Below are 19967 nucleotides of genomic sequence, written 5' to 3'. Positions count from 1 at the left end.
GCTACTCCGGGAGGTGCGGTTCGGAAGACTGGGGGGCCAGGGCCTGCGAGGAGCGCTGGGCGAAGTCGCGGTCGCCGACCAGGACGGCGTCCACGCCGTCGCGGTCGGCGAGGCGCACCTGCACGGCCTCGCGCAGCGAGGTGGGGAGGTTCTTGCCCACGTAGTCGGCGCGGATCGGCAGCTCGCGGTGGCCGCGGTCGACCAGGACGGCGAGCTGGACGGCGCGCGGGCGGCCGATGTCGCTCAGCGCGTCGAGCGCGGCGCGGATGGTGCGGCCGGAGAAGAGCACGTCGTCGACCAGGATGACGAGCTTGCCGTCGATGCCGCCGGGCGGGATCTCGGTGTGCTCCAGGGCCCGGGCGGGCTTCAGCCGCAGGTCGTCCCGGTACATGGTGATGTCCAGGGAGCCCAGCGGGATCTCGCGCCCGGTGATCTGGGCCAGCCGGTCGTGCAGGCGGCGGGCGAGGTGGACGCCCCTGGTGTGGATGCCGAGCAGCACGACGTCCTCCGCGCCCTTGGCGCGCTCGACGATCTCGTGCGCTATCCGGGTGACGACCCGGGCGATGTCCGTGCCGTCGAGCACCTGGTGCGGCGGCCGCGGCGTGGGTTCGTGGTGTGTGGTCATGCCGAAGCGGACCTCCTTCCCCGCCTCACTGGACGGGCCTTAAAGGATGTCTGGGATGGCCCCCGCCGACCGGGCGCGGGCTTCGGTCATCCTACCAGCGCGCCGGACGGCAAACAGACGTCCACCATTCCGCTTCCCCGGGTTAACACTCCGGACGCGCCGCCGATGCGGGCCATTCGCACGACTGCCCCATTCGGCTTGACGCAACTACCTTACTCTACGTAACCTCACAGTGAGTTACGAGACGGACGTCGGACCCACCGGTAACGGCGTCGGCAATCGCCCGTGACCCACCACTGAACGCGAAGCAATCTCGTCCGGGGAGATCAATGTCCAGCGACTACGCGAAGCAACTCGGAGGCAAGCTCCGAGCGATCCGCACTCAGCAGGGTCTCTCCCTGCACGGTGTCGAGGAGAAGTCCCAGGGGCGCTGGAAGGCAGTCGTCGTCGGTTCGTACGAGCGTGGTGACCGTGCGGTCACCGTGCAGCGACTGGCCGAACTGGCGGAGTTCTACGGCGTCCCGGTCCAGGAGCTGCTGCCCGGCGGTACGCCCGGCGGCGCGGCCGAGCCGCCGCCGCGCCTGGTCCTCGACCTGGAGAGACTGACCCAGGTCCCCTCCGAGAAGGCCGGCCCGCTGCAGCGCTACGCGGCGACCATCCAGAGCCAGCGCGGCGACTACAACGGCAAGGTGCTGTCGATCCGCCAGGACGACCTGCGCACCCTGGCCGTGATCTACGACCAGTCCCCGTCGATCCTCACCGAGCAGCTGATCTCCTGGGGCGTGCTGAACCCCGACGCGCGCCGTGCGGTGCGCGAGGAGGATGCGAGCTGAGGCTCACCGCACCGGCTCCCGCCAGCGGATCCAGGCACAACCCAGCACTCGCGCCACTAGTGCTGGCAAGCAGAAACGTCACGGCGCGGCTCCCCAGACCGGGGGCCGCGCCGCGGTGTAGCCACACCACCCCGGGGCGGCAGAGGCGTCAGCAGACCGTCCCCAGGCTGTAGCCGGGCTGCGCCGCCACGCCGTCCAGCCGGACCGGCCGGTCGGCCGGGGCCCACTCCTGCCCGCCGCTCGACCAGGCCCAGGAGGCCGACAGGTACTCCCCGCAGGAGGCCGCCGAGCCCTGCGAGCCGTGCAGCACCGCGACGCCCGGCAGCTCCAGGGCCAGCCCGGTGCAGAGCACCGCGCAGACCAGCTCCAGGTCCTCGTCGTTGATCCGGACCACGCCGTCCTCCCACTGGAGCACCCGGGCCGCGGCGGTCAGCCCGCCGCCGGGCGCGTCCACCCGCAGGCGCAGCTCGTACACGCCGGCGCCCGCGCCGACCAGCATCCGCCGGAACACCTCGCCCCCGCGCTCGTAGGCGGCGCGCACCCAGGCGGCGTGCTCCTCGTCGGACGCGCCCGCGCCCCCGTACAGGCCCCCGTCGAGCAGCAGGTCGGCGTGGCAGAGCGTCAGCCCGTTCTCCCGGGCGCGCACCAGGCGCGGCACGAAGTCCCCGGCCAGCTCCTCGCCCTGATAGGCCAGCAGCTGGGTCTGCAGGGCCGGGTTGACCAGGTAGCGGTCGCGGGCCGCGGGCTCGGCCGGGTCCAGCCCGTTCAGCAGGCAGAACTCCTCGAAGTCCTGCGGGTGGAACGTCCGGGCCCGGACGGTGTCGAACCGCTCCAGCGCCTCGGCCAGCAGGTCGGCGGTGTCGGCCAGGTAGCGCTCGTGGTCGGGGGCGTCGGAGATCCCCCAGGCGCGGGCCCGGGCGAAGTCCGCGGCATTGGTGAGCACTCCGATGACGAACGCCTGCTCGGCGCCCTCGACCCGCCGCGGCCGGTGCGACCGCACCACGGGCCGCGAGCCGCCGGCGGTGCAGTCGGAGTTACGGCGGGCGCGCCCCAAATGACTCATCGGTGGCTCCTGGCTTCAGGGGAGGACGGTCGGCGGCAGGCGTGCCGCTGACCGTCTTCCTCCCCATCCGCGCGCGTCGCACACGTACGGCGTGTCACAGGAATGTAACCACCGGTAATGCGGGGCGCGCGGGCGTCAGGCGGAGCGGGGCGCGCGGGCCAGCTGGCGGGACTGCGCGACCAGGCGGCCGGACTCGTCCCAGACCTCCGCGTCCTCCTCGAAGTAGCCGCCGGCCAGGTTGCGGGTCGCGTGGGTGACCCGCAGCCAGCCGGGCACCGGCCTGGCGCGCAGGTGGACGGTCAGCTCGACGGTGGGGGCCCAGCCCGGCAGGCCGAGGTCGAAGGTGACCGGCGGCAGCGCGTCGGCGACCAGCAGGAGCAGCAGCGGGTCGGGCTCGCGGCCGTCGGCGAGCCGGAACCAGCCCTGGATCCGCCCGTTGCCGGAGGGCTGTCCGAGCGCCCAGCCGATGGTGGCCGGGTCCAGCCGCAGGTCGAACCGCTCCAGCAGGGCGGCCTGGGCGATCAGCTCCTTGGGCGCGTGCTCGACGCCGATGCACTGGTCCGGCGGCGGCAGCTGCGGCGGCAGCGCGCTGGTGCGCACCTCGCCGTCGGCGGTGGCGAGGTCGCCGTGGCTGGCCACCACGCGCAGCCGCTCGACGCCGTCCTGGCTGAGCGAGGCGGTGCCGGTGGACAGGCCGCGGCCGGTGCGCAGCACCTCGGTGCGGACGGTGGCCGGGCCGGGCGTGGAGGCGGACAGGTAGTAACCGCTGATCGACACCGGGTCCGGGTGGGTGCCGTGCTCCAGCGACAGCGCGTGTCCGGCCACCGCGAGCAGCAGTCCGCCGTTCACCCCGCCGCCGATCTGCCAGCCGGCGCCGAGCTCGGCCTCGTACCGGCCGGCCTCCTCGGGGTGCCTGGTCAGGGCGATGCCCTGGTCGAACTCGCTGCGGATCGCCGTGGTCATGTGGGGGGACCTGCCCTTCACGCGTGCTTCCGGACGTCAAGTTACTGACAAGTAGGCCCTCACCCTACGCCGCCCGGATGAAACGCGGAACGGCCGCCGGACACCTGTTCGGGTCCGACGGCCGTTCGCGGGATTCGACCACTCAGCGGCGGATGCTCGGCTTCAGCTCGAGGAAGCGGGCGAGCAGGCCGTTGACGAAGGCCGGGGAGTCGTCCGTGGAGAACTCCTTGGCGATCTCGACGGCCTCGTCCAGGACGACGGCGTCCGGGACGCCGTCCTCCCAGATCAGCTCGTACGCACCGAGCCGCAGGACGTTGCGGTCCACGATCGGCATCCGGTCGAGCGTCCAGCCCACGGCGTACTGCTCGATCAGGTCGTCGATGCGACGAGCGTGCTGGACGTACCCCTCGATGAGCTCCATGGTGTACTCACCGACCTGCGGGGTGCCCTCGTCGGGCTTGGGCTCGCGGGCGCGGGCCACCCAGTCGGCGAGGACCTGCTGCGGGTCTACCCCACGGTGGTCGGCCTCGAAGAGGATCTGGAAGGCCCGCGTGCGGGCCTTGCTGCGTGCGGCCGACACGGACTTACTTCACCCGGCCGAGGTAGCTGCCGTCGCGGGTGTCGACCTTGACCTTCTCACCGGTGGTGACGAAGAGCGGCACCTGGATCTCGGCGCCCGTCTCCAGGGTGGCCGGCTTGGTGCCACCGGTCGAGCGGTCGCCCTGGACGCCCGGCTCGGTCTCGGCGATGGTCAGCTCGACCGCGGCCGGGAGCTCGATGTAGAGGACCGAGCCCTCGTTCTGCGCGACGAGGGCCTCGAAGCCCTCCAGCAGGTACTTGGCGGCGTCGCCGACGACCGACGGCTCGATGGTCAGCTGGTCGTAGGTGTCCATGTCCATGAACACGAAGTTCTCGCCGTCCTTGTACGAGAACTGCATGCCGCGCTTGTCGACGTTGGCGGTCTCGACCTTGGTGCCCGCGTTGAAGGTCTTGTCGACGACCTTGCCGGTCAGGACCTCCTTGAGCTTGGTACGCACGAAGGCCGGGCCCTTGCCGGGCTTGACGTGCTGGAACTCGACGACGGACCAGAGCTTGCCGCCCTCCAGCTTGAGGACCATGCCGTTCTTGAGATCGTTCGTGGAAGCCACGGGCGCACTTACTCCTGTATAGCTGTCAAGGAACCAAGGGATTGCGTCCTGCCGCCCACGGCCCCGGGGGCCGCGGTCACAGGGCGAGGAGCTCCTTGGTGGTGATGGTGAGCAGCTCGGGCCCGCCCTCCTCAAGGGGGCGCACGACGAGCGTGTCCTCGATCCGGACGCCGCCCCTGCCCGGGAGGTGAACCCCCGGACCGACGGTGACCGGCACGCGGCTGTCCAGTTTACCCATGTCCGCCGGACCGAGGCGCGGCGCCTCCCGGATCTCCAGCCCGATGCCGTGGCCCACCGGGTGCGGGGAGGGCTCGGTGTGGCCGGCCGCCTCCAGGACCTGCCGGGCGGCCCGGTCGGGTACGCACTGCTCCACGCCTGGTCCGAGCGCCTCCCGCCCGGCCCGCTGGGCCCGGAAGACCAGCCGGTGCAGCTCCACCTGCCAGGGCGCGGGGGCGGCGCCGATCACGAAGGTGCGGGCGGTGGAGACGCCGTAGCCGCGGTACTGGGCGCCCATCACCACGGTCAGGAAGTCGCCCTCCTCCACCCGGCGGTCGGTCGGCTGGTGGGCGGCCTGGCCGGAGTGGCTGCCGGTGCCGACCGAGACCGGGAAGGCCGCCCGGTCGGCGCCGTGGTCGATCATCCGGCGCTCCAGCTCCATCGCCAGGTGCCGCTCGGTGCGGCCGACCAGGATCGACTCCAGCAGCTCGCCCAGCGCCTGGTCGGCGATCTCGGCGGCGATCCGCAGGTCCGCGATCTCGTGCTCGTCCTTGACCACCCGCAGCCGCTCGACCGTCCGGCCGAGGTCCACCAGCCGGGTCCCCGCTATCAGGTCGCCCACCGCCCGGTGCCGGCTGACGGTCAGGTCGTGCTCCTCCACCGCCAGGCCCGACACCCCGGAGCGGGTGGCCGCGGCCGCGGCGGCCAGCGCGGTGTCCGAGCCGGCCGCCACCGGCAGCCGGGTGACGTCCGGGGCGATCAGGTGCTCCCCGGTGTCGTCCGGCGGCAGGTCGTCCGGCAGCGCCAGCAGCGCCCGCTCCCTGGTCAGCAACAGGCTCGCCCCGCAGGGCGCGCAGCCCGTCAGGTACCGCACGTTCGCCGCACGGGTGATCAGCGCCGCATCGGCCCCGGCCGCGCTGCAGTGCTCCCTCACCCGCTCCCGCCGCCCCGCGTACGCATCCGCCATGCGTCGAGCCTACGAACCCCCGGCCCGAAGCGCCCGCCGAGCACCCCCGCCAGAACCCCCGGTGCCCCTTGCGCGCCCCCCGCGCGACCGCGCCGTCGCCCTCCGGCCCGCGCCGGGGCCCCCGCCCCCACCCGCCGCTCCCCCACCTGCCGCTCGGACGCGCGCCGCCGCCGAGGGGCCCACATCCCCTCGGCGGCGGCTTCCTCCCGTCGCGCCTACTGCCCGTCCGGGTCGAGCAGACCCCGCCGGTACGCCGGGACGAGGTTCTGCGGGACGAGCATCTCCCGGCCGTTCAGGGTGATCGCGACCAGCTTCGGGGGCGTCGCCCGCCACTGGGCCCGGCGGTGCCGGGTGTTGCTGCGGGAGGTCTTGCGCTTGGGTACGGCCATCGCGGGCTCCTTCTCGGGTGGTGTGGTCGAACGCGTCGTCGGGCGGCGCTAGCGGGTGGCGCCCGAGGCGTACGGCAGGAGGGCCGTCTCCCGGGCGTTCTTGATCGCCCGGGCCACCGCCCGCTGCTGCTCGGCGGTGAGCCGGGTGACCCGGCGGCCGCGGATCTTGCCGCGGTCGGAGACGAAGCGGCGCAGCAGGTCGGTGTCCTTGTAGTCGATGTACTCGATGCCCGCCGCGAGCAGCGGGTTGGGCCGGGGCTTCGGCGGGGCGGATCGTTTGCGCACGGGAGGGCGCTCCTTCAGTGGACGGGGTCGAGCAGGTCCTGGAAGGCGTCCGGCAGGGCCTTCCAGCCGGGTTCGCCGGCGGCGAGTTCGGCGTCGGTGAGCAGGCAGGAGTCGAGCAGGTCGGTGATGCCGTCGACGTCCAGCCCCTCGGCGGTGAAGCTGAGCTGCTGCACCCGGTCGCCGTGCCGGGGGTGCCAGTCGAGGGCGGCGGCGGCCCGGCGCGCGGGCGGGTAGAGCTCCCAGGCCGCGTCGGGCAGGGAGGTGAGCCAGGGCCCGCACTCCTCGACCGCGAGGTTCGCCCCGGCGGCGTCCCAGGCGAGTATCAGATCGGGCCGGTTGGCCAGCCAGAACCGGCCGCGGCTGCGCTGCGCCGCCGGGACGAGCAGTTCCAGCGCCCGGTGCAGCCGCTCGGGGTGGAGCGGTCGGCGGCGCTCCCACAGCAGGGTGGCGACGCCCGCCTCGTCCCGCTCCTGCGGCAGCAGCGCGAGCGCCGGGTTGACCCGGTCGCGGGCGGCGGCCACGTCGAAGCCGCCGAGCGCGGCCCGGGTGAGCGCGCCGGTGCCGAGCCGGACGGTCCGGGCGGTGGCGTGCAGCTGGCGCAGGAGGGCGAGCCCCGGCGCGTGCGCCGCGGCGCGCGGCACGGCGAGCGTGCCGGCGTACTCGATCTGGTGGGCGAGCGCCTCGGCGCGGGTCCGGTCGTCGCGCGAGGCGGTCTGCTCGCCGTGCTCCGCCAGGTCGTCCGGGACGGAGAGCTCGCCGACCAGCCGGTCCGGGTCGACGGCGGTGACCACGCCCGCCAGTTCGACGGCGTCGTCGAGCGGCCGCCCGTCCACCTCTCCCCCGGCGATCACCTCGACCGCGGGGTGCGGGTCGCTGCCGCCCCACAGTTCGACGATCGCCAGTCCGTACCGGCCGCCGTCGGCGATCTCCAGCAGCCGGGGCAGCAGGTCCTCGCGCAGGGCGCAGCACGGGCAGTCGTTCGCCAGCGGGACGTCGGCCGCGTCGAAGGCCCCGGCGGCGTCGCGCAGCTCGCGGCGGACGGTGCCGAGCGCGGCGTCCCGCAGGTCGTGGTGCAGGACCACGGCGTCCACCGCGGCCGCCGCCAGTTCCTCGACGGCGGCCCGGCGCTGCTCCGCGTGCAGGCCGGCGACGACCACCACCGGCAGCCTGGTCCCGTCCACGGCGCTCACCAGCTCGCCTTGCGGACGCCGGGCAGGTGCCCGGCGTGGGCGTGGGCGCGCAGGTTGACCCGGGAGAGGCCGAAGGCCCGCAGGTAGCCGCGGGGCCGGCCGTCCACGGCGTCCCGGTTGCGGACCCGGGTGGCGCTGGCGTCGCGCGGCTGGCGGGCGAGCTCGGCCTGGGCGGCGGCGCGCTCGGCGGGGCCGGTGCCGGGGTGGGCGATGGTCCGCTTGAGCTCGGCCCGGCGCTCGGCGTGGCGGGCGACGACGGCGCGCCGCCGCTCGTTCTTGGCGATCTTGCTCTGCTTGGCCATCAGACCTTCTCCCCCCGGGCGCGGATGCGGGCGACGGCGGCCTCGATGCCGATCGCGTCGACGGTGCGGATGCCCTTGGCGCTCAGCGCCAGCCGGACGTACCGGCCCTCGCCGGGCAGCCAGTAGCGCTTGCGCTGGATGTTGGGGTCGAAGCGGCGGCCGGTGCGGCGGTGCGAGTGCGAGATCGCGTTGCCGAAGCCGGGCCGGCGGCCGGTGAGTTGGCAGCGGGCGGACATGGGTGCTCCCTGGCGTCCGGGAATGGGCAGGACCGGGCTCACGTTACACCAGATGAAAATGACTTCCATTTCGATGTACGGTTCGAGCCAACCCCTCGGACCGGACCCCGAGACCCCGACCCCCAGACCCCAGGAGGACGTCCCATGGCCCGCAGCGAACTGCGCCCGGTGATCAGGCTCCGCTCCACCGCCGGCACCGGCTTCACGTACGTGACCCGCAAGAACCGCCGCAACGACCCGGACCGGATGGTCCTGCGCAAGTACGACCCGGCCGCGGGCCGGCACGTCGACTTCCGCGAGGAGCGCTGACCCCGGACGCGCGAACGGCGCCTCCCCGGACTCGGGGAGGCGCCGTTCGCGGCCTGGCCGCTCGGCTCAGGAGCCCTCGGGCGTCCAGCGCTGCTCGACCCGGGCGAGCTTCCAGTACCCGATCGCGATCGCCCAGACCACCACGAACAGCCCGGCGATGGCGTAGCCCACGTTGTCCAGCGAGATGTCCGCGACGAACCCGGTGACCGGATCGGTCAGGTCGAGCTTCTCGTGCAGCACCCCGACCAGCTCGATGGTGCCGATGATGAAGGCCACCGCGATCGACAGACCAGTGATGGTCAGGTTGTAGTACACCTTCCGGACCGGGTTGGCGAAGGCCCACTGGTACGCGAAGTTCATGAACGTCCCGTCCAGGGTGTCGAACAGGCTCATCCCCGCCGCGAACAGCAGCGGCAGGCAGACGATCGCGTACCAGGGCAGCCCGGAGGCCGCGCCCGAGCCGGCCATCACCATCAGGGTGACCTCGGTCGCGGTGTCGAAGCCCAGGCCCAGCACCATGCCCACCGGGAACATCTGCCCCGGCCGGGTGATCGAACGGGTCGCCCGGTTCAGCACCCGGGCCATGAAGCCGCGCGAGTCGAGGTGCGCCTCCAGCTCCTTCTCGTCGAACTTCCCGGCCCGCATCGAGCGGAACACCCTGAGGATGCCGAGCAGCGCCGCCAGGTTGAGCGCGCCGATCAGGTAGAGGAACACGCCGGAGGTGGTCGTCCCGATCACGCCCAGCCACTTGTGGGTGGCCGACTCGTCGTCCATCAGCGTGTTCGCCAGCTGCGCGCCGCCCGCCACCAGGGCGGCCATCAGCACCACCATCGAGGAGTGCCCGAGGGCGAACCAGAAGCCCACCGAGACCGGCCGCTTGCCGTCCGCCATCAGCTTGCGGGTGGTGTTGTCGATCACCGCGATGTGGTCGGCGTCGAAGGCGTGCCGCATGCCGAGGGTGTACGCGGTGATGCCGAGGCCCACCCCGAAGACCTGGGTACCGACCGCGTACCGCTCGGGCGCGACCAGGAAGATCAGCGTGCCGAAGGCCACCACGTGCATGGCCACGATCACCGCCATCAGCCCGGCCGTACGGACGGTGTCCTCGCGCCGCCATCTGAAGCTGGGCAGCACGGAAGGGGCCGGCTTCGCGCCGGCGGCAACGGTTTCGGGCAGGGTCATCTGCGGATCACGCTCCAGCACCTCGTGGAAAACCTCGTGAGATGCCGTGGCCGGTCTCCTGGCTGACGGGATACCCGTGCCCGCCTTCCCAGGTGCGCGAGGCACCCAGTGGCTCCGTGGGCACGGACGACGTTCCTCCGCAGGCGGAGGAACGACCCGATCACAGTGGCGAGGGCCGCTCCGGGCTGGGACCCCTGAGGGTCCGTCACCGGTCTTCCCGAGCACCACGGCGGGGAACACCGTAGGGGCCGCGCCCCGACCCGTGCAAGGCTGCGCACCTGCGCAGGTGTCCAGGATCACAGGCGGCCGCCTGCAAGAATGTCCGCATGCATCTCGTACCGGCCGACCGCGCGGGCCACCGCACCATCGACGGGCACCGGGTCTGCGAGGCCATCGCCGCGATCGGCGACCCCGCGCACGTCCGGTCCTGGGCCGAGCGGTTCTCCCTGCTCGCCGACCCCGGACGGCTCGCCCTGCTGCTCGCCCTCCACCGGGCCGGCCCGCTCGCCGTCAGCGACCTCGCGGTGGCCACCGGCATGCGCGACCCCGCCGTCTCCCAGGCCCTGCGGCTGCTCCGCACGGCCGGCGTGGTCACCGGCGACCGGGACGGACGAGTGGTGCGCTACCGGCTCGTGGACGAGGCCATGCGCCCCCTCCTCGACGAGTGCGCCGCCGCCGAGCACCACGAGCCCAGCGCGGCAGTGGGCTGACCCCTCCCGCCGACGCCTGCCCGACCTGCTGACTCATGCTCGGTCCGCCGACTCCCGCCCGGGCTGCTGACTCCCGCTCGGGAAGGCGCGCCGTGAACGGCCCCGGCCAGTACGATCATGATGTGCCGTCCCACCCCCATGCCTGGCCCGCCGACCGCTGGAACACCGACCCGGTCAAGGCCCGCGTGCTGGCGGTCGCCCGCACCCTCACCTCGGCCACCCGGGTGCTGGACGTCCTCTCCCTGCTGAGCCCGCACGGCATCGAGTGGTACTTCACCGTCAACCCCGGTTCCGTCTTCGCCGACCGCGCCCTGGACGAGTACCTGCACGGCCTGTCCGGCTTCACCGTGCTGGACTGGGACGACGCCGTCCGCCACCGCTTCGACCTGGCCGTCGCCTGCGCCGTCCACTCCTCCATGCACCGCCTGGACGCCCGCCTCGTCGTCCTGCCGCACGGCGCCGGCTACAACCGCCTGGTCACCGAGTCCACCGGCGACACGGTCAGCGCCGCCGGCCTGTCCCGCAACGAACTCACCCACCGCGGGCGGGTGTTCGTGGACGTCCTCGGGCTCTCCCACCCCGAACAGCTGGACCGGCTGCGGACCTCCTGCCCCGAGGCCCTGGACGTCGCCCGGGTGGTCGGCGACCCGTGCTTCGACCGGATGCTCGCCAGCCGGCGCTCCCGGGACGGCTACCGCGCCGCGCTCGGCGCCGTCGGCGGCCGACGGCTCGTCGTCGTCAGCTCCACCTGGAGCGAGCACTCGTTATTCGGCCGCCACCCCGACCTGCCCCGGCGGCTCGTCCGCCAACTGCCCGCCGACGAGTACACGGTGGCCGTCGTGCTGCACCCCAACGTGTGGAGCCGCCACGCCCCCGGGGCGCTGCTCGACGACGCCCGCCGGATGGGCCTGCGCCTGATCCCGCCCCACCAGGGCTGGCAGGCCGCGCTCGTCGCCGCCGACTGCGTGATCGGCGACCACGGCTCGGTCACCGTCTACGGCGCCGCCCTGGAACACCGCACCATGCTCGTCGCCACCGGCGCCGCCGAACTCGACCCGCGCTCCCCCAGCTACGCCTTCGGCCAGGCCGCCCCCGTCCTCGACCCGGACGGGGACCTCGCCGCCCAGCTCGAACAGGCCCTCGCCGAGGCCCCGGCCGGCCTGCGCGAGATCACCGACCGCTCGCTCGCCCACCGCGGCGAATCCGCCCGGCTGCTGCGCCCGCTGCTCTACTCCTTCCTGGACGGCCTGGACGAGCCCGGGGACGAACCGGCCCTGCCGCCCTACCCCAGGCCCGTCCCCTGCCCCGGGGCCGCCGAGTGGCCCACCGCGTACGACGTCGAGGGCAGCACCGAGGGGACCGAGGTGAGCCTGCGGCGCTACCCCTTCCACCCGGACGACCACACCCCGCGCGGCTTCCACGCCCTCACCGACGAGCACCCGGGCGACGCCCTGCGCTACACGGCCGAGGTGATCGCCCGCACCGAGGCCCACGCCGAACGCCCCGCCACCCGCTGGCTCGCCGACACCGCCGCCGAACTGCCCGGCCTCGCCGTCGCGGTGGCCGCCCTCGGCCCGGCCCGCCACCTGCTCCGGCTGCACGGCGGCCGGCTGCTGGAGGCCCACGCCGAACCGGACTGGGGCCGCCCCGACCCCGCCGTCGACCCGCTGCTGCTCGGCTCCGCCGTGGCCTGCTGGCTCGCCGACGGCGGCGACCCGGCCGGCCTCCCCGAGCACGGACTCACCGTCCGCACCGGCGGGGACCGCACCCGGGTGTCCTTCCGTACCGGGCCCTGACCCCGCCCGCCCGCTACGGACCGCCCCTCGGCCCGGACCGCCCCTCAGCCCGGACCGCCCCTCAGCCCGCCAGCTGCCGCAGCCGCTCGCGACTGCGCTCCGCCAGCTCCGCGTCGTCCAGCTCCTCGGCGAGGGTGACGAGCAGGGTGTGGGCCTGCGCCTCCTTCGCGTACTGGTTCCGCTCCTTGGCCTGCCGGGCGCAGTCGTCCGCGTGGGCGACGGCGAGGTCCAGCTGCCCGAGGGCCCGGTGGGCCCGGGCCCGGACCAGCGGCAGCTTCATCAGCATGTCGTTGTCCCGCGTCCGCCCGGCCCGGGCGGTGGCCTCGGCCAGCAGGGTCAGCGCCTCCTCCGGACGGCCGTCGGCGATCAGCGCCTGCGCCAGGTTGTAGCTCTGGACGATCTCGCCGTGGTCGTCGCCCCGGTTCTCCGCCAGGGCCAGGGTGAAGCGCTCCACCGCGTCGCCCGGGCGGCCGTCGGCCAGGCAGAGCAGGCCGTCGGTCTCGTAGAGCACCCCGACCACCCGGCGGTTCGTCACCAGCGGGACCAGCTCCGTGGCGAGCGCCAGCTGCTCGGCGGCGAGCCGGTACTCCTCGCGCTCCTGGTGGGCGCGGGCGAGCTGGTTGCGCATCTTGACCACGGCGGCCGGCTGGTTGTCCCACTGGGCCGACTCGATGCCGAGCCGGTGGGTGGCGATCCAGTCGTCGTAGAGCTTGCGGCCGTGGTACAGCGGCCAGAGCGACTCGCAGAGCCGCCACACCTCGCCGTGCCACCCCTGCGCGGCCGCCTCCTCCACCACCGCGCGGAAGTCGGCGCGTTCGGCGTACAGCCACTCCAGGGCCGCGGCGTCGGAGGCGAAGCCGGGCAGGTCGTCGCCGCTCGGGTCCTGCAGCCGGAGCCGGTCCCTGCCCATCGTCCGGTCGGCGAGCGAGGCACGGCCCCGGAAGTACGCCACGACGCCGGCGAGGAGCCCGGCGCGGTCGGGCAGTTCCCGCGTCCGGCCGTAGGCGTGCAGCCGCACCACGTCGTGGGCCCGGAATCGGTCCTCGCCGTCGTCGTCCACCACCTCGTCGAGCACGTGGACGCCACGCAGCTCCCTGACCGCCTGCTCGGCGCGCTCGACGCCGACCGCCCGCGCCAGTTCGGCGGACACGAAGGGGCCGGGGTGCACGCCGATCAGCTGGTAGAGCGCCCGGCCCGGCGCCGACAGCCGCTCGTGGACCAGGTCGTACGTCGCGCCGACATCGCTCTCCTCGTCCTCCAGCATCGCCAACCTGCCCTCCCGGTCGTGCAGTTCGGCCACCACCCGGCCGACCGGCAGGCTGTCCCGGTCCAGCAGCTGGCTCCCGACCGCGTTCAGCGCGAGCGGCAACCCGCCGCACAGCTCGACCAGTTCGGCCAGTTCCCCGTCGGTTCCCCGCCCGGAGCCCACCCAGCCCCGCACCAGTTCGGCGCCCGCCGCCGCGCTCAGCGGCCCGAGTCGGCGCACCTCGGCGCCGTCCATCCGCAGCGCGGGCAGCCGCCGCCGGCTCGCGACCACCACCAGCCCGCAGGCGGGGAGCAGCGCCCGGACCTCCGCGGCGTGCTCGACGTTGTCCAGGAAGAACAGGCACCGGCGCCCGGCGGTGGCGGTGCGGAAGGCCGTGAACCGCTCGGCCTCCACGGCCGGGGGCTCGGCGCCCAGGGCGCGCAGGAAGCCGGCCAGCAGCCCGGGGAGGTCCACCCCGCCCTGGTGCCGGTAGGCCTTCAGGTCGGCGTAGAGGTCCCCGCCGGGGAAGCGCTCCCGGTGGCGCTCGGTGAACTTGGCGATCAGCTCGGTCTTCCCGACCCCGCCGAGGCCGGTGAACACCACGACCCCGAGTCCGCCCTCCTCGACCCGGTCCAGCGCGCCGGCCAGTGCGGCGAACTCCGGTTCACGGTTGACGAACGGGCCGTGCGGCGCGCGTACCTGACGGGGCGTCGGCACCGTCGGCGGCTGGTGGAGGTGCACCGACCCGATGCTCCCGGCCTGCACCACATGGCCGCCCACCGTGGCGCCTGACACGGTGTTGGCCACCTCGTGCCGCTCCATCCGCCTGCTCCCTCCGGCCGCCCGGGCCCCAGCCTACGGGCTGGGCACCCGGCCGGAGGGGCGCTCGGGTGTCACCGGGGGGTGATCTCGCCCATCTCGCCCCAGCCGTCCATGCCGGGGATCTCGATCGAGACGATCTGCGGCTTGGCGGCCACGGCGTACGACATCTCGTCCATGGCCTTGGTGAAGTGTGCGGACTCCACGTGCTCCTTGCCGGCGTCGCCGTCGCGGAACGCCTCGACCAGGACGAACTCGTTGGCGTTGTCGACGCTGCGGGACCACTCGAAGAAGAGGTTGCCGGGCTCGCTGCGGGTGGCCTGGGTGAAACCGTCGACCAGGTCGAGCCACTCGTCGGCGCGCTCGGGGCGGACCGCGAACTTGACCGTAATGAAGATCATGGGACTTCCTTCCCTTCCACGTTCACACGTGGCCGTGCGGACAGGTGCCCGCCGCTCGGCGGGCACCCGTCCATCGTCGCAGGTCAGAAGGGCCCTCCACGAGACGGGGGCGTCGCGCGTCCCGGCCGGGGCCGGTCACGCCGCCTGGCAGGCGGGGCACCAGAAGAGGTTGCGGGCGGCGTGCTCCTCCGTCCGCACGTCGGTGCCGCAGACCAGGCAGGGCATGGCGGCCCGCCGGTAGACGTACACCTCGCCGCCGTGGTCGTCCACCCGGGGCGGGCGGCCCATCGCCTCGGGGGTGTGCTCGGGGCGGACGGTGTCGATCCGGCCCGCGGTGACGCCCTCGCGCATCAGGGCGACCAGGTCGGCCCAGATCGCGTCCCACTCCCGGCGGGTGAGGTCGCGCCCGGCCCGGTGCGGGTCGATGCCGTGGCGGAACAGCACCTCGGCCCGGTAGACGTTGCCCACCCCGGCCAGCACCTTCTGGTCCATCAGCAGCGCCGCGACGGTCGTCCGGCTGCCCGATATCCGGCGCCAGGCGGCCTCCGGGTCGGCGTCGGCGCGCAGCGGGTCGGGGCCGAGCCGGGCGGCGACGGCGGCCTTCTGGTCGTCCGTGACGAGCGCGCAGGTGTTGGGCCCGCGCAGGTCGGCGTAGCCGTCCTCGTTCTCCAGCCGCAGCCGGACCAGCCCGACCGGCGCGGGCGCCGGGCCGGTGCCGAAGGTGAAGCCGCCGTAGAGGCCGAGGTGGACGTGCACCCAGGCGCCCTCCTCGAAGCCGAGGAAGAGGTGCTTGCCGGTGGCCTCCGCGCCGGTGAGCAGCTGCCCGTCGATCACCTTGGCCTCGTCGGCGAACCGGCCCTGCGGGCTGGAGACCCGCACCGGGCGGCCGCCGAAGGCCTCGCGGTTCTCGGTGGCGAGGCGGTGGATGATGTGGCCTTCGGGCACGGGCGTCGGCTCCTCCGGGCTCGGCGACTGGACCCGTCCATCATCGCAGCCGGCACCGACAGCCCCGTGCCGCCGCGGGTCAGCGGACCGGGACGCCCATCAGCCGGGCCAGGATGACGCGGTCCAGCTCGGCAGCCGTCCCGGCGACGTCCAGGGCGGAGTTGTCGATGATCGGCAGCCCGGAGTTGTACCAGCCGGCCATCCGCCCGTGGATGCGGGCCACCTCCTCGTCCCCGAGCCGGCGGTTGCCGCTGCGCCGGGCGTTGCGGTGCAGCACCGAGTCCAGGCTGGGCAGCAGCACGACCGGGATCATGCCGGGGCCGATGTGCCGCTTCCAGCCGCCGAGGCCGATCGCCGGGCGGTCCGGGAAGACGGCGTCGTCGATGATGCAGGAGATGCCGTTGGCCAGGTAGTTGCGGCAGGCGAAGCCGCAGGTGCGGCGGGCCAGCCGGTACTGCGCCTCGGAGGCGTTGTTCCAGCCGGACTGCGGGTTGGCGAAGCCCGCCTGCACCCACTCGCGGACGTCGTCCAGGCTGATGTGCGCGGTCGGGGTGGGCCGCCGCTCGGCCCAGTGGCGGGCGACGGTGGTCTTGCCGGCCCCGGCCGGTCCGATCAGTAGGACGGCTATCGGCCCGGTGGCCGCGTGCTGCCGCGGTGGGTGGGCGGGCAGTTGGACGGGTGCGCCGGACGGCAGCACGAAGTGCCCGGTGCCCCCGGCGGGTACGGGCGGCGCGCTCGGCACGGGTACGGCCGCGGGGGCCGGAGCCGGGTGGGCGGGAACGGGGTGGGCGGCGGGCCCGGGGCCGGTCGGCCCGGGAGTGACGGGCGCCGCCGGCGCCGGCCGGCCCGGCGGCGGGGACGGCGGAGGCTGCGGGGAGGGCGGCTGCGCCCCCGACGACGTCCCCCGCGTTCCGCCCCCCGGCGCCACCGGCGGGGCGACGGGACGCGGCGGGACCTGCCCGCCTCCGGTGTACTGCGTCACGGCACCTCCCGACACTTCTCAGCGGGGACACTACACGGCGGCCCGGCAGCGGGCACAGTCCGCCGCCGGGCCACCGCCCGTACCCTCAGCGGGTGGTGAGCCGCTCGGCCAGCGCGCGCAGCGCCAGCTCGTAGGAGCCGAGCCCGAAACCGGCGATGGTGCCGGAGGCCACCGCGGCGATCACCGAGGTGTGCCGGAAGGTCTCCCGGGCGTACGGGTTGGAGATGTGCACCTCGATCAGCGGCGCGGTGCGCTGGGCCGCGGCGTCCCGCATCGCGTACGAGTAGTGGGTGAACGCACCGGGGTTGATCACCACCGGCACCTGCCCGTCGGCCGCCTCGTGCAGCCACTCCACCATCTGCTGCTCGGAGTTGGTCTCGTGCACCTCGACCTCGAAGCCGAACTCCTTGCCCAGCGCGGTGCAGCGCTCGACCAGCCCGGCGTACGAGGTGGCGCCGTAGACGTCCGGCTCGCGGCTGCCCAGCCGGCCCAGGTTGGGGCCGTTGAGCACCATCACCCTGGTCACGCCGAGACCTCCGCGTACGCGGCGACCAGCAGCGACGGGTCGGGGCCCTCCAGTACGGAGGTCTTGCCGAGGCCGTCCAGCACGATGAAGCGGATCAGGTCGCCGCGCGACTTCTTGTCGATCTTCATCGCGTCCAGCAGCTTCGGCCAGGCGTCCGCCCGGTAGCTCAGCGGCAGGCCGACCGAGGCCAGCACGGTGCGGTGCCGGTCGGCCGTCTCGTCGTCCAACCGCCCGGCCAGGCGGCCGAGTTCGGCGGCGAAGACCATGCCGATGGAGATCGCGGCGCCGTGCCGCCACTTGTACCGCTCGTTGCGCTCGATGGCGTGGCCGAGGGTGTGGCCGTAGTTGAGGATCTCGCGGCGGCCGGACTCCTTGAGGTCCCCGGAGACCACGTCGGCCTTGACCTGGATGGCGCGGCGGATCAGCTCGACGGTGTGCGGGCCGGACGGGGTCTTGGCGCCCTCGGGGTCGGCCTCGATCAGGTCGAGGATGGCCGGGTCGGCGATGAAGCCGCACTTGATGACCTCGGCCAGGCCGGAGACGTAGTCGTGCCTGGGCACCGTCTCCAGGGTGTCGAGGTCGGCCAGCACGCCCACCGGCGGGTGGAAGGCGCCGACCATGTTCTTGCCCTCGGCGATGTTGATGCCGGTCTTGCCGCCGACGGCCGCGTCGACCATGCCGAGCAGCGTGGTGGGCATGGAGATCCAGCGCACCCCGCGCAGCCAGGTCGCGGCGACGAAGCCGGCCAGGTCGGTGGTGGCGCCGCCGCCGAGGCCGACGATGACGTCGCTGCGGGTGAAGCCGGTCTGCCCGAGCACCGACCAGCAGTACGCGGCGACCTCGACGCTCTTGGCGTCCTCGGCGTTGGGCACCTGGAGCACGATGGCCTCGTAGCCCTCGCCGAGCAGGTCCTCGCGGATCGCGTCGGCGGTGGCGGCGAGCGCCTCCGGGTGGATGAGCGCCACCCGCTTGGCGCGGGTCCCGATCAGCGGAGACAGCTCACCGAGCAGCTGGTGCCCGATCAGCACGTCGTACGGGTCGTGGCCGGCGCTGCCGCCGACGTGGATCCTGACGGTGGTGTCAGTCATGGGGGGTCTTCAGCTCCAGTGCTTCCAGTACGGCGTCCGCGACCTGTTCCGGGGTGCGCCCGGCGGTGTCGACCACGGCGGTGGCCACCTCCAGGTAGAGGGGGCGGCGGGCCTCCATCAGCTCGCGCCAGCGGGCCCGCGGGTTGACGGCCAGCAGCGGGCGCGGGGCGTCCAGGCCGACCCGCTTGACCGCGTCGGCGAGCGGGACCTCCAGGAAGACCACCGGCAGCTCGTGCAGCAGCGCGCGGGTGGCCTCGGCCATCACCGCGCCGCCGCCGAGCGCCAGGACCCCGTCGTGCCCCTCGGCGGCCGCGCGCACGGCGGCCGCCTCCAGCGCGCGGAAGTGCGGCTCGCCCTCGTCGATGAAGATCTCCGGGATGGGCTTGCCGGCCGTCGCCTCGACGTCGGCGTCGGTGTCCCGGAAGCCGACGCCCAGGCGCTCGGCCAGCATCCGCCCGACGGTGGACTTGCCACTGCCGGGCGGACCGACCAGCACGACAACGGGGTTCGTCATCGGATGATCAGGTTGTCGAGGTAGCCCTGCACGTTGCGGCGGGTCTCGGAGACGTTGTCGCCGCCGAACTTCTCGTTCACCGCGTCCGCCAGCACCAGAGCGACCATCGCCTCGGCGACGATGCCCGCGGCCGGGACCGCGCAGACGTCCGAGCGCTGGTGGTGCGCCTTGGCCGGCTCGCCGGTGCGCACGTCCAGGGTCTGGAGCGCCCGCGGCACGGTGGCGATCGGCTTCATCGCGGCGCGCACCCGCAGCAGCTCGCCGGTGGACAGGCCGCCCTCGGTGCCGCCGGAGCGGCCGGAGGTGCGCTTGACGCCCTCGGCGGTCGGGACGATCTCGTCGTGGGCCTGGGAGCCCGGCACCCGGGCCAGGTCGAAGCCGTCGCCGACCTCGACGCCCTTGATCGCCTGGATGCCCATCAGCGCGGCGGCCAGCCGCGCGTCCAGCCGGCGGTCCCAGTGCACGTGCGAGCCGAGGCCCACCGGCACGCCGTACGCCAGCACCTCGACCACGCCGCCGAGGGTGTCGCCGTCCTTGTGGGCCTGGTCGATCTCGGCGACCATCGCCTTCGAGGCGTCGGCGTCCAGGCAGCGCACCGGGTCGGCGTCCAGCTTGGCCTCGTCCGAGGGCAGCGGCACCACGCCGGCCGGCGCCTTGGCGGCGGCCAGCTCGACCACGTGGCTGACGATCTCGATCCCGGCCACCTCGCGGAGGTAGGCGCGGGCGACGGCGCCCAGCGCGACCCGGGCGGCCGTCTCGCGGGCGCTGGCGCGCTCCAGGATCGGCCGGGCCTCGTCGATCGAGTACTTCTGCATGCCGGCCAGGTCGGCGTGGCCGGGCCGGGGGCGGGTGAGCGCCTCGTTGCGGGCCAGGCCCGCCAGGACCTCGGGGTCGACCGGGTCGGCCGACATGACCTGCTCCCACTTCGGCCACTCGGTGTTGCCGACCATGATCGCGACCGGGCTGCCCATGGTCAGACCGTGCCGGACGCCGCCGAGGAAGGTCACCTCGTCCTGCTCGAACTTCATCCGCGCCCCGCGGCCGTAACCGAGCCGGCGGCGCGCCAGCGCGTCGGCCACCACGTCGGTGGTGACCGGTACACCGGCGGGCAGGCCTTCCAGCGTCGCGACGAGTGCGGGGCCGTGCGACTCCCCCGCCGTCAGCCAGCGCAACGTACCCAACGGAGCTCCTTCATCAGCGGACCGGACCACGGCACCGCCGGGGCCCGCCCC

General features: G+C 74.1%; 24 protein-coding genes and 1 riboswitch. Of the genes, 4 read left to right on the top strand and 20 right to left on the bottom strand.

Features of this window, described 5'->3' with window-relative positions; genetic code table 11:
* Position 1 precedes the first annotated feature (1 nt).
* Entirely contained in the window at positions 2–625 is a 624-nt protein-coding gene (gene pyrR / locus ACFY4B_RS07315) for a bifunctional pyr operon transcriptional regulator/uracil phosphoribosyltransferase PyrR (RefSeq protein WP_049651356.1), read from the bottom strand.
* Positions 626–954: 329 nt separating this feature from the next.
* Between pyrR and ACFY4B_RS07310 the strand changes: the two genes are divergently transcribed.
* Positions 955–1458, top strand: coding sequence for a transcriptional regulator (locus ACFY4B_RS07310; RefSeq protein ID WP_030056198.1), 504 nt, complete (start codon positions 955–957; stop codon positions 1456–1458).
* Between the two features lie 148 nt (positions 1459–1606).
* Here ACFY4B_RS07310 and ACFY4B_RS07305 read toward each other — a convergent pair whose 3' ends face one another.
* The 10 genes from ACFY4B_RS07305 to rpmB all read right to left on the bottom strand — a co-directional run bounded on the left by ACFY4B_RS07305 (position 1607) and on the right by rpmB (position 8217).
* Positions 1607–2521, bottom strand: coding sequence for a hypothetical protein (locus tag ACFY4B_RS07305; protein WP_387966773.1), 915 nt, complete (start codon positions 2519–2521; stop codon positions 1607–1609).
* Between the two features lie 135 nt (positions 2522–2656).
* Complete coding sequence (locus tag ACFY4B_RS07300) at positions 2657–3484, bottom strand: thioesterase family protein (RefSeq protein ID WP_049651354.1); 828 nt, start codon at positions 3482–3484, stop codon at positions 2657–2659.
* A gap of 142 nt (positions 3485–3626) precedes the next feature.
* Positions 3627–4064 carry a transcription antitermination factor NusB gene (gene nusB, locus ACFY4B_RS07295; RefSeq protein ID WP_049651353.1) on the bottom strand — a complete coding sequence of 146 codons (438 nt, stop codon included), beginning with the start codon at positions 4062–4064 and terminating at the stop codon, positions 3627–3629.
* A 4-nt stretch (positions 4065–4068) separates the two neighbouring features.
* On the bottom strand, positions 4069–4632 hold the full coding sequence (efp, locus tag ACFY4B_RS07290) for an elongation factor P (protein WP_049651352.1): 564 nt from the start codon (positions 4630–4632) through the stop codon (positions 4069–4071).
* Between the two features lie 76 nt (positions 4633–4708).
* Positions 4709–5815 (bottom strand): Xaa-Pro peptidase family protein, encoded by a 1107-nt coding sequence (locus tag ACFY4B_RS07285; RefSeq protein ID WP_117487146.1) that lies wholly within the window; start codon positions 5813–5815, stop codon positions 4709–4711.
* Between the two features lie 215 nt (positions 5816–6030).
* Positions 6031–6204, bottom strand: coding sequence for a 50S ribosomal protein L32 (gene rpmF / locus ACFY4B_RS07280; RefSeq protein ID WP_049661326.1), 174 nt, complete (start codon positions 6202–6204; stop codon positions 6031–6033).
* Positions 6205–6252: 48 nt separating this feature from the next.
* Positions 6253–6489, bottom strand: a complete 237-nt coding sequence (gene rpsR, locus ACFY4B_RS07275; RefSeq protein ID WP_049661328.1) for a 30S ribosomal protein S18 — start codon at positions 6487–6489, stop codon at positions 6253–6255.
* 14 nt (positions 6490–6503) lie between these two features.
* Positions 6504–7670 carry a CobW family GTP-binding protein gene (locus tag ACFY4B_RS07270; RefSeq protein ID WP_387966948.1) on the bottom strand — a complete coding sequence of 389 codons (1167 nt, stop codon included), beginning with the start codon at positions 7668–7670 and terminating at the stop codon, positions 6504–6506.
* Positions 7671–7675: 5 nt separating this feature from the next.
* Entirely contained in the window at positions 7676–7981 is a 306-nt protein-coding gene (rpsN, locus tag ACFY4B_RS07265) for a 30S ribosomal protein S14 (protein ID WP_375875499.1), read from the bottom strand.
* The gene (gene rpmB / locus ACFY4B_RS07260) at positions 7981–8217 is read right to left on the bottom strand and encodes a 50S ribosomal protein L28 (RefSeq protein ID WP_074002388.1); all 237 of its coding nucleotides are present in this window, start codon (positions 8215–8217) and stop codon (positions 7981–7983) included. The genes rpsN and rpmB overlap by 1 nt, the downstream gene beginning before the upstream one ends.
* Positions 8218–8361: 144 nt before the next feature.
* Here rpmB and rpmG point away from each other — a divergent pair, with 144 nt between their 5' ends.
* Positions 8362–8526, top strand: coding sequence for a 50S ribosomal protein L33 (gene rpmG, locus ACFY4B_RS07255; RefSeq protein WP_049656556.1), 165 nt, complete (start codon positions 8362–8364; stop codon positions 8524–8526).
* A 66-nt stretch (positions 8527–8592) separates the two neighbouring features.
* On the opposite strand, the gene ACFY4B_RS07250 is transcribed toward rpmG, so the two are convergent.
* A complete protein-coding gene (locus ACFY4B_RS07250; protein ID WP_049656561.1) occupies positions 8593–9708 on the bottom strand; it encodes a HoxN/HupN/NixA family nickel/cobalt transporter in 1116 nt (371 codons plus the stop codon).
* Positions 9709–9738: 30 nt separating this feature from the next.
* Positions 9739–9952, bottom strand: a riboswitch (cobalamin riboswitch).
* An 82-nt stretch (positions 9953–10034) separates the two neighbouring features.
* On the opposite strand from ACFY4B_RS07250, the gene ACFY4B_RS07245 reads away from it, so the two are divergent.
* Positions 10035–10418, top strand: coding sequence for a metalloregulator ArsR/SmtB family transcription factor (locus ACFY4B_RS07245; RefSeq protein WP_049656554.1), 384 nt, complete (start codon positions 10035–10037; stop codon positions 10416–10418).
* A gap of 122 nt (positions 10419–10540) precedes the next feature.
* The gene (locus ACFY4B_RS07240; protein WP_387966772.1) at positions 10541–12214 is read left to right on the top strand and encodes a hypothetical protein; all 1674 of its coding nucleotides are present in this window, start codon (positions 10541–10543) and stop codon (positions 12212–12214) included.
* Positions 12215–12275: 61 nt separating this feature from the next.
* On the opposite strand, the gene ACFY4B_RS07235 is transcribed toward ACFY4B_RS07240, so the two are convergent.
* The 8 genes from ACFY4B_RS07235 to aroC all read right to left on the bottom strand — a co-directional run bounded on the left by ACFY4B_RS07235 (position 12276) and on the right by aroC (position 19916).
* Complete coding sequence (locus ACFY4B_RS07235; RefSeq protein WP_387966771.1) at positions 12276–14282, bottom strand: AAA family ATPase; 2007 nt, start codon at positions 14280–14282, stop codon at positions 12276–12278.
* A 71-nt stretch (positions 14283–14353) separates the two neighbouring features.
* Positions 14354–14680 carry a putative quinol monooxygenase gene (locus ACFY4B_RS07230; protein ID WP_074002386.1) on the bottom strand — a complete coding sequence of 109 codons (327 nt, stop codon included), beginning with the start codon at positions 14678–14680 and terminating at the stop codon, positions 14354–14356.
* 135 nt (positions 14681–14815) lie between these two features.
* Positions 14816–15625, bottom strand: a complete 810-nt coding sequence (locus ACFY4B_RS07225; RefSeq protein WP_049656544.1) for an Fpg/Nei family DNA glycosylase — start codon at positions 15623–15625, stop codon at positions 14816–14818.
* A gap of 79 nt (positions 15626–15704) precedes the next feature.
* Entirely contained in the window at positions 15705–16607 is a 903-nt protein-coding gene (locus ACFY4B_RS07220) for an AAA family ATPase (RefSeq protein WP_387966770.1), read from the bottom strand.
* Positions 16608–16692: 85 nt separating this feature from the next.
* A complete protein-coding gene (gene aroQ, locus ACFY4B_RS07215) occupies positions 16693–17121 on the bottom strand; it encodes a type II 3-dehydroquinate dehydratase (RefSeq protein ID WP_049653999.1) in 429 nt (142 codons plus the stop codon).
* 8 nt (positions 17122–17129) lie between these two features.
* Entirely contained in the window at positions 17130–18221 is a 1092-nt protein-coding gene (gene aroB / locus ACFY4B_RS07210; RefSeq protein WP_074002384.1) for a 3-dehydroquinate synthase, read from the bottom strand.
* Positions 18214–18735 (bottom strand): shikimate kinase, encoded by a 522-nt coding sequence (locus tag ACFY4B_RS07205; RefSeq protein WP_049653982.1) that lies wholly within the window; start codon positions 18733–18735, stop codon positions 18214–18216. The genes aroB and ACFY4B_RS07205 overlap by 8 nt, the downstream gene beginning before the upstream one ends.
* Entirely contained in the window at positions 18732–19916 is a 1185-nt protein-coding gene (aroC, locus tag ACFY4B_RS07200) for a chorismate synthase (protein WP_117487152.1), read from the bottom strand. Before aroC ends, ACFY4B_RS07205 begins: the two co-directional genes overlap by 4 nt.
* Between the last annotated feature and the right edge of the window lie 51 nt (positions 19917–19967).

Source organism: Kitasatospora sp. NPDC001261 (assembly GCF_042896795.1).
Lineage (GTDB): Bacteria > Actinomycetota > Actinomycetes > Streptomycetales > Streptomycetaceae > Kitasatospora.
Note: the sequence above shows the minus strand (reverse complement) of the source record. Positions and strands in the feature narration are given on the sequence as shown.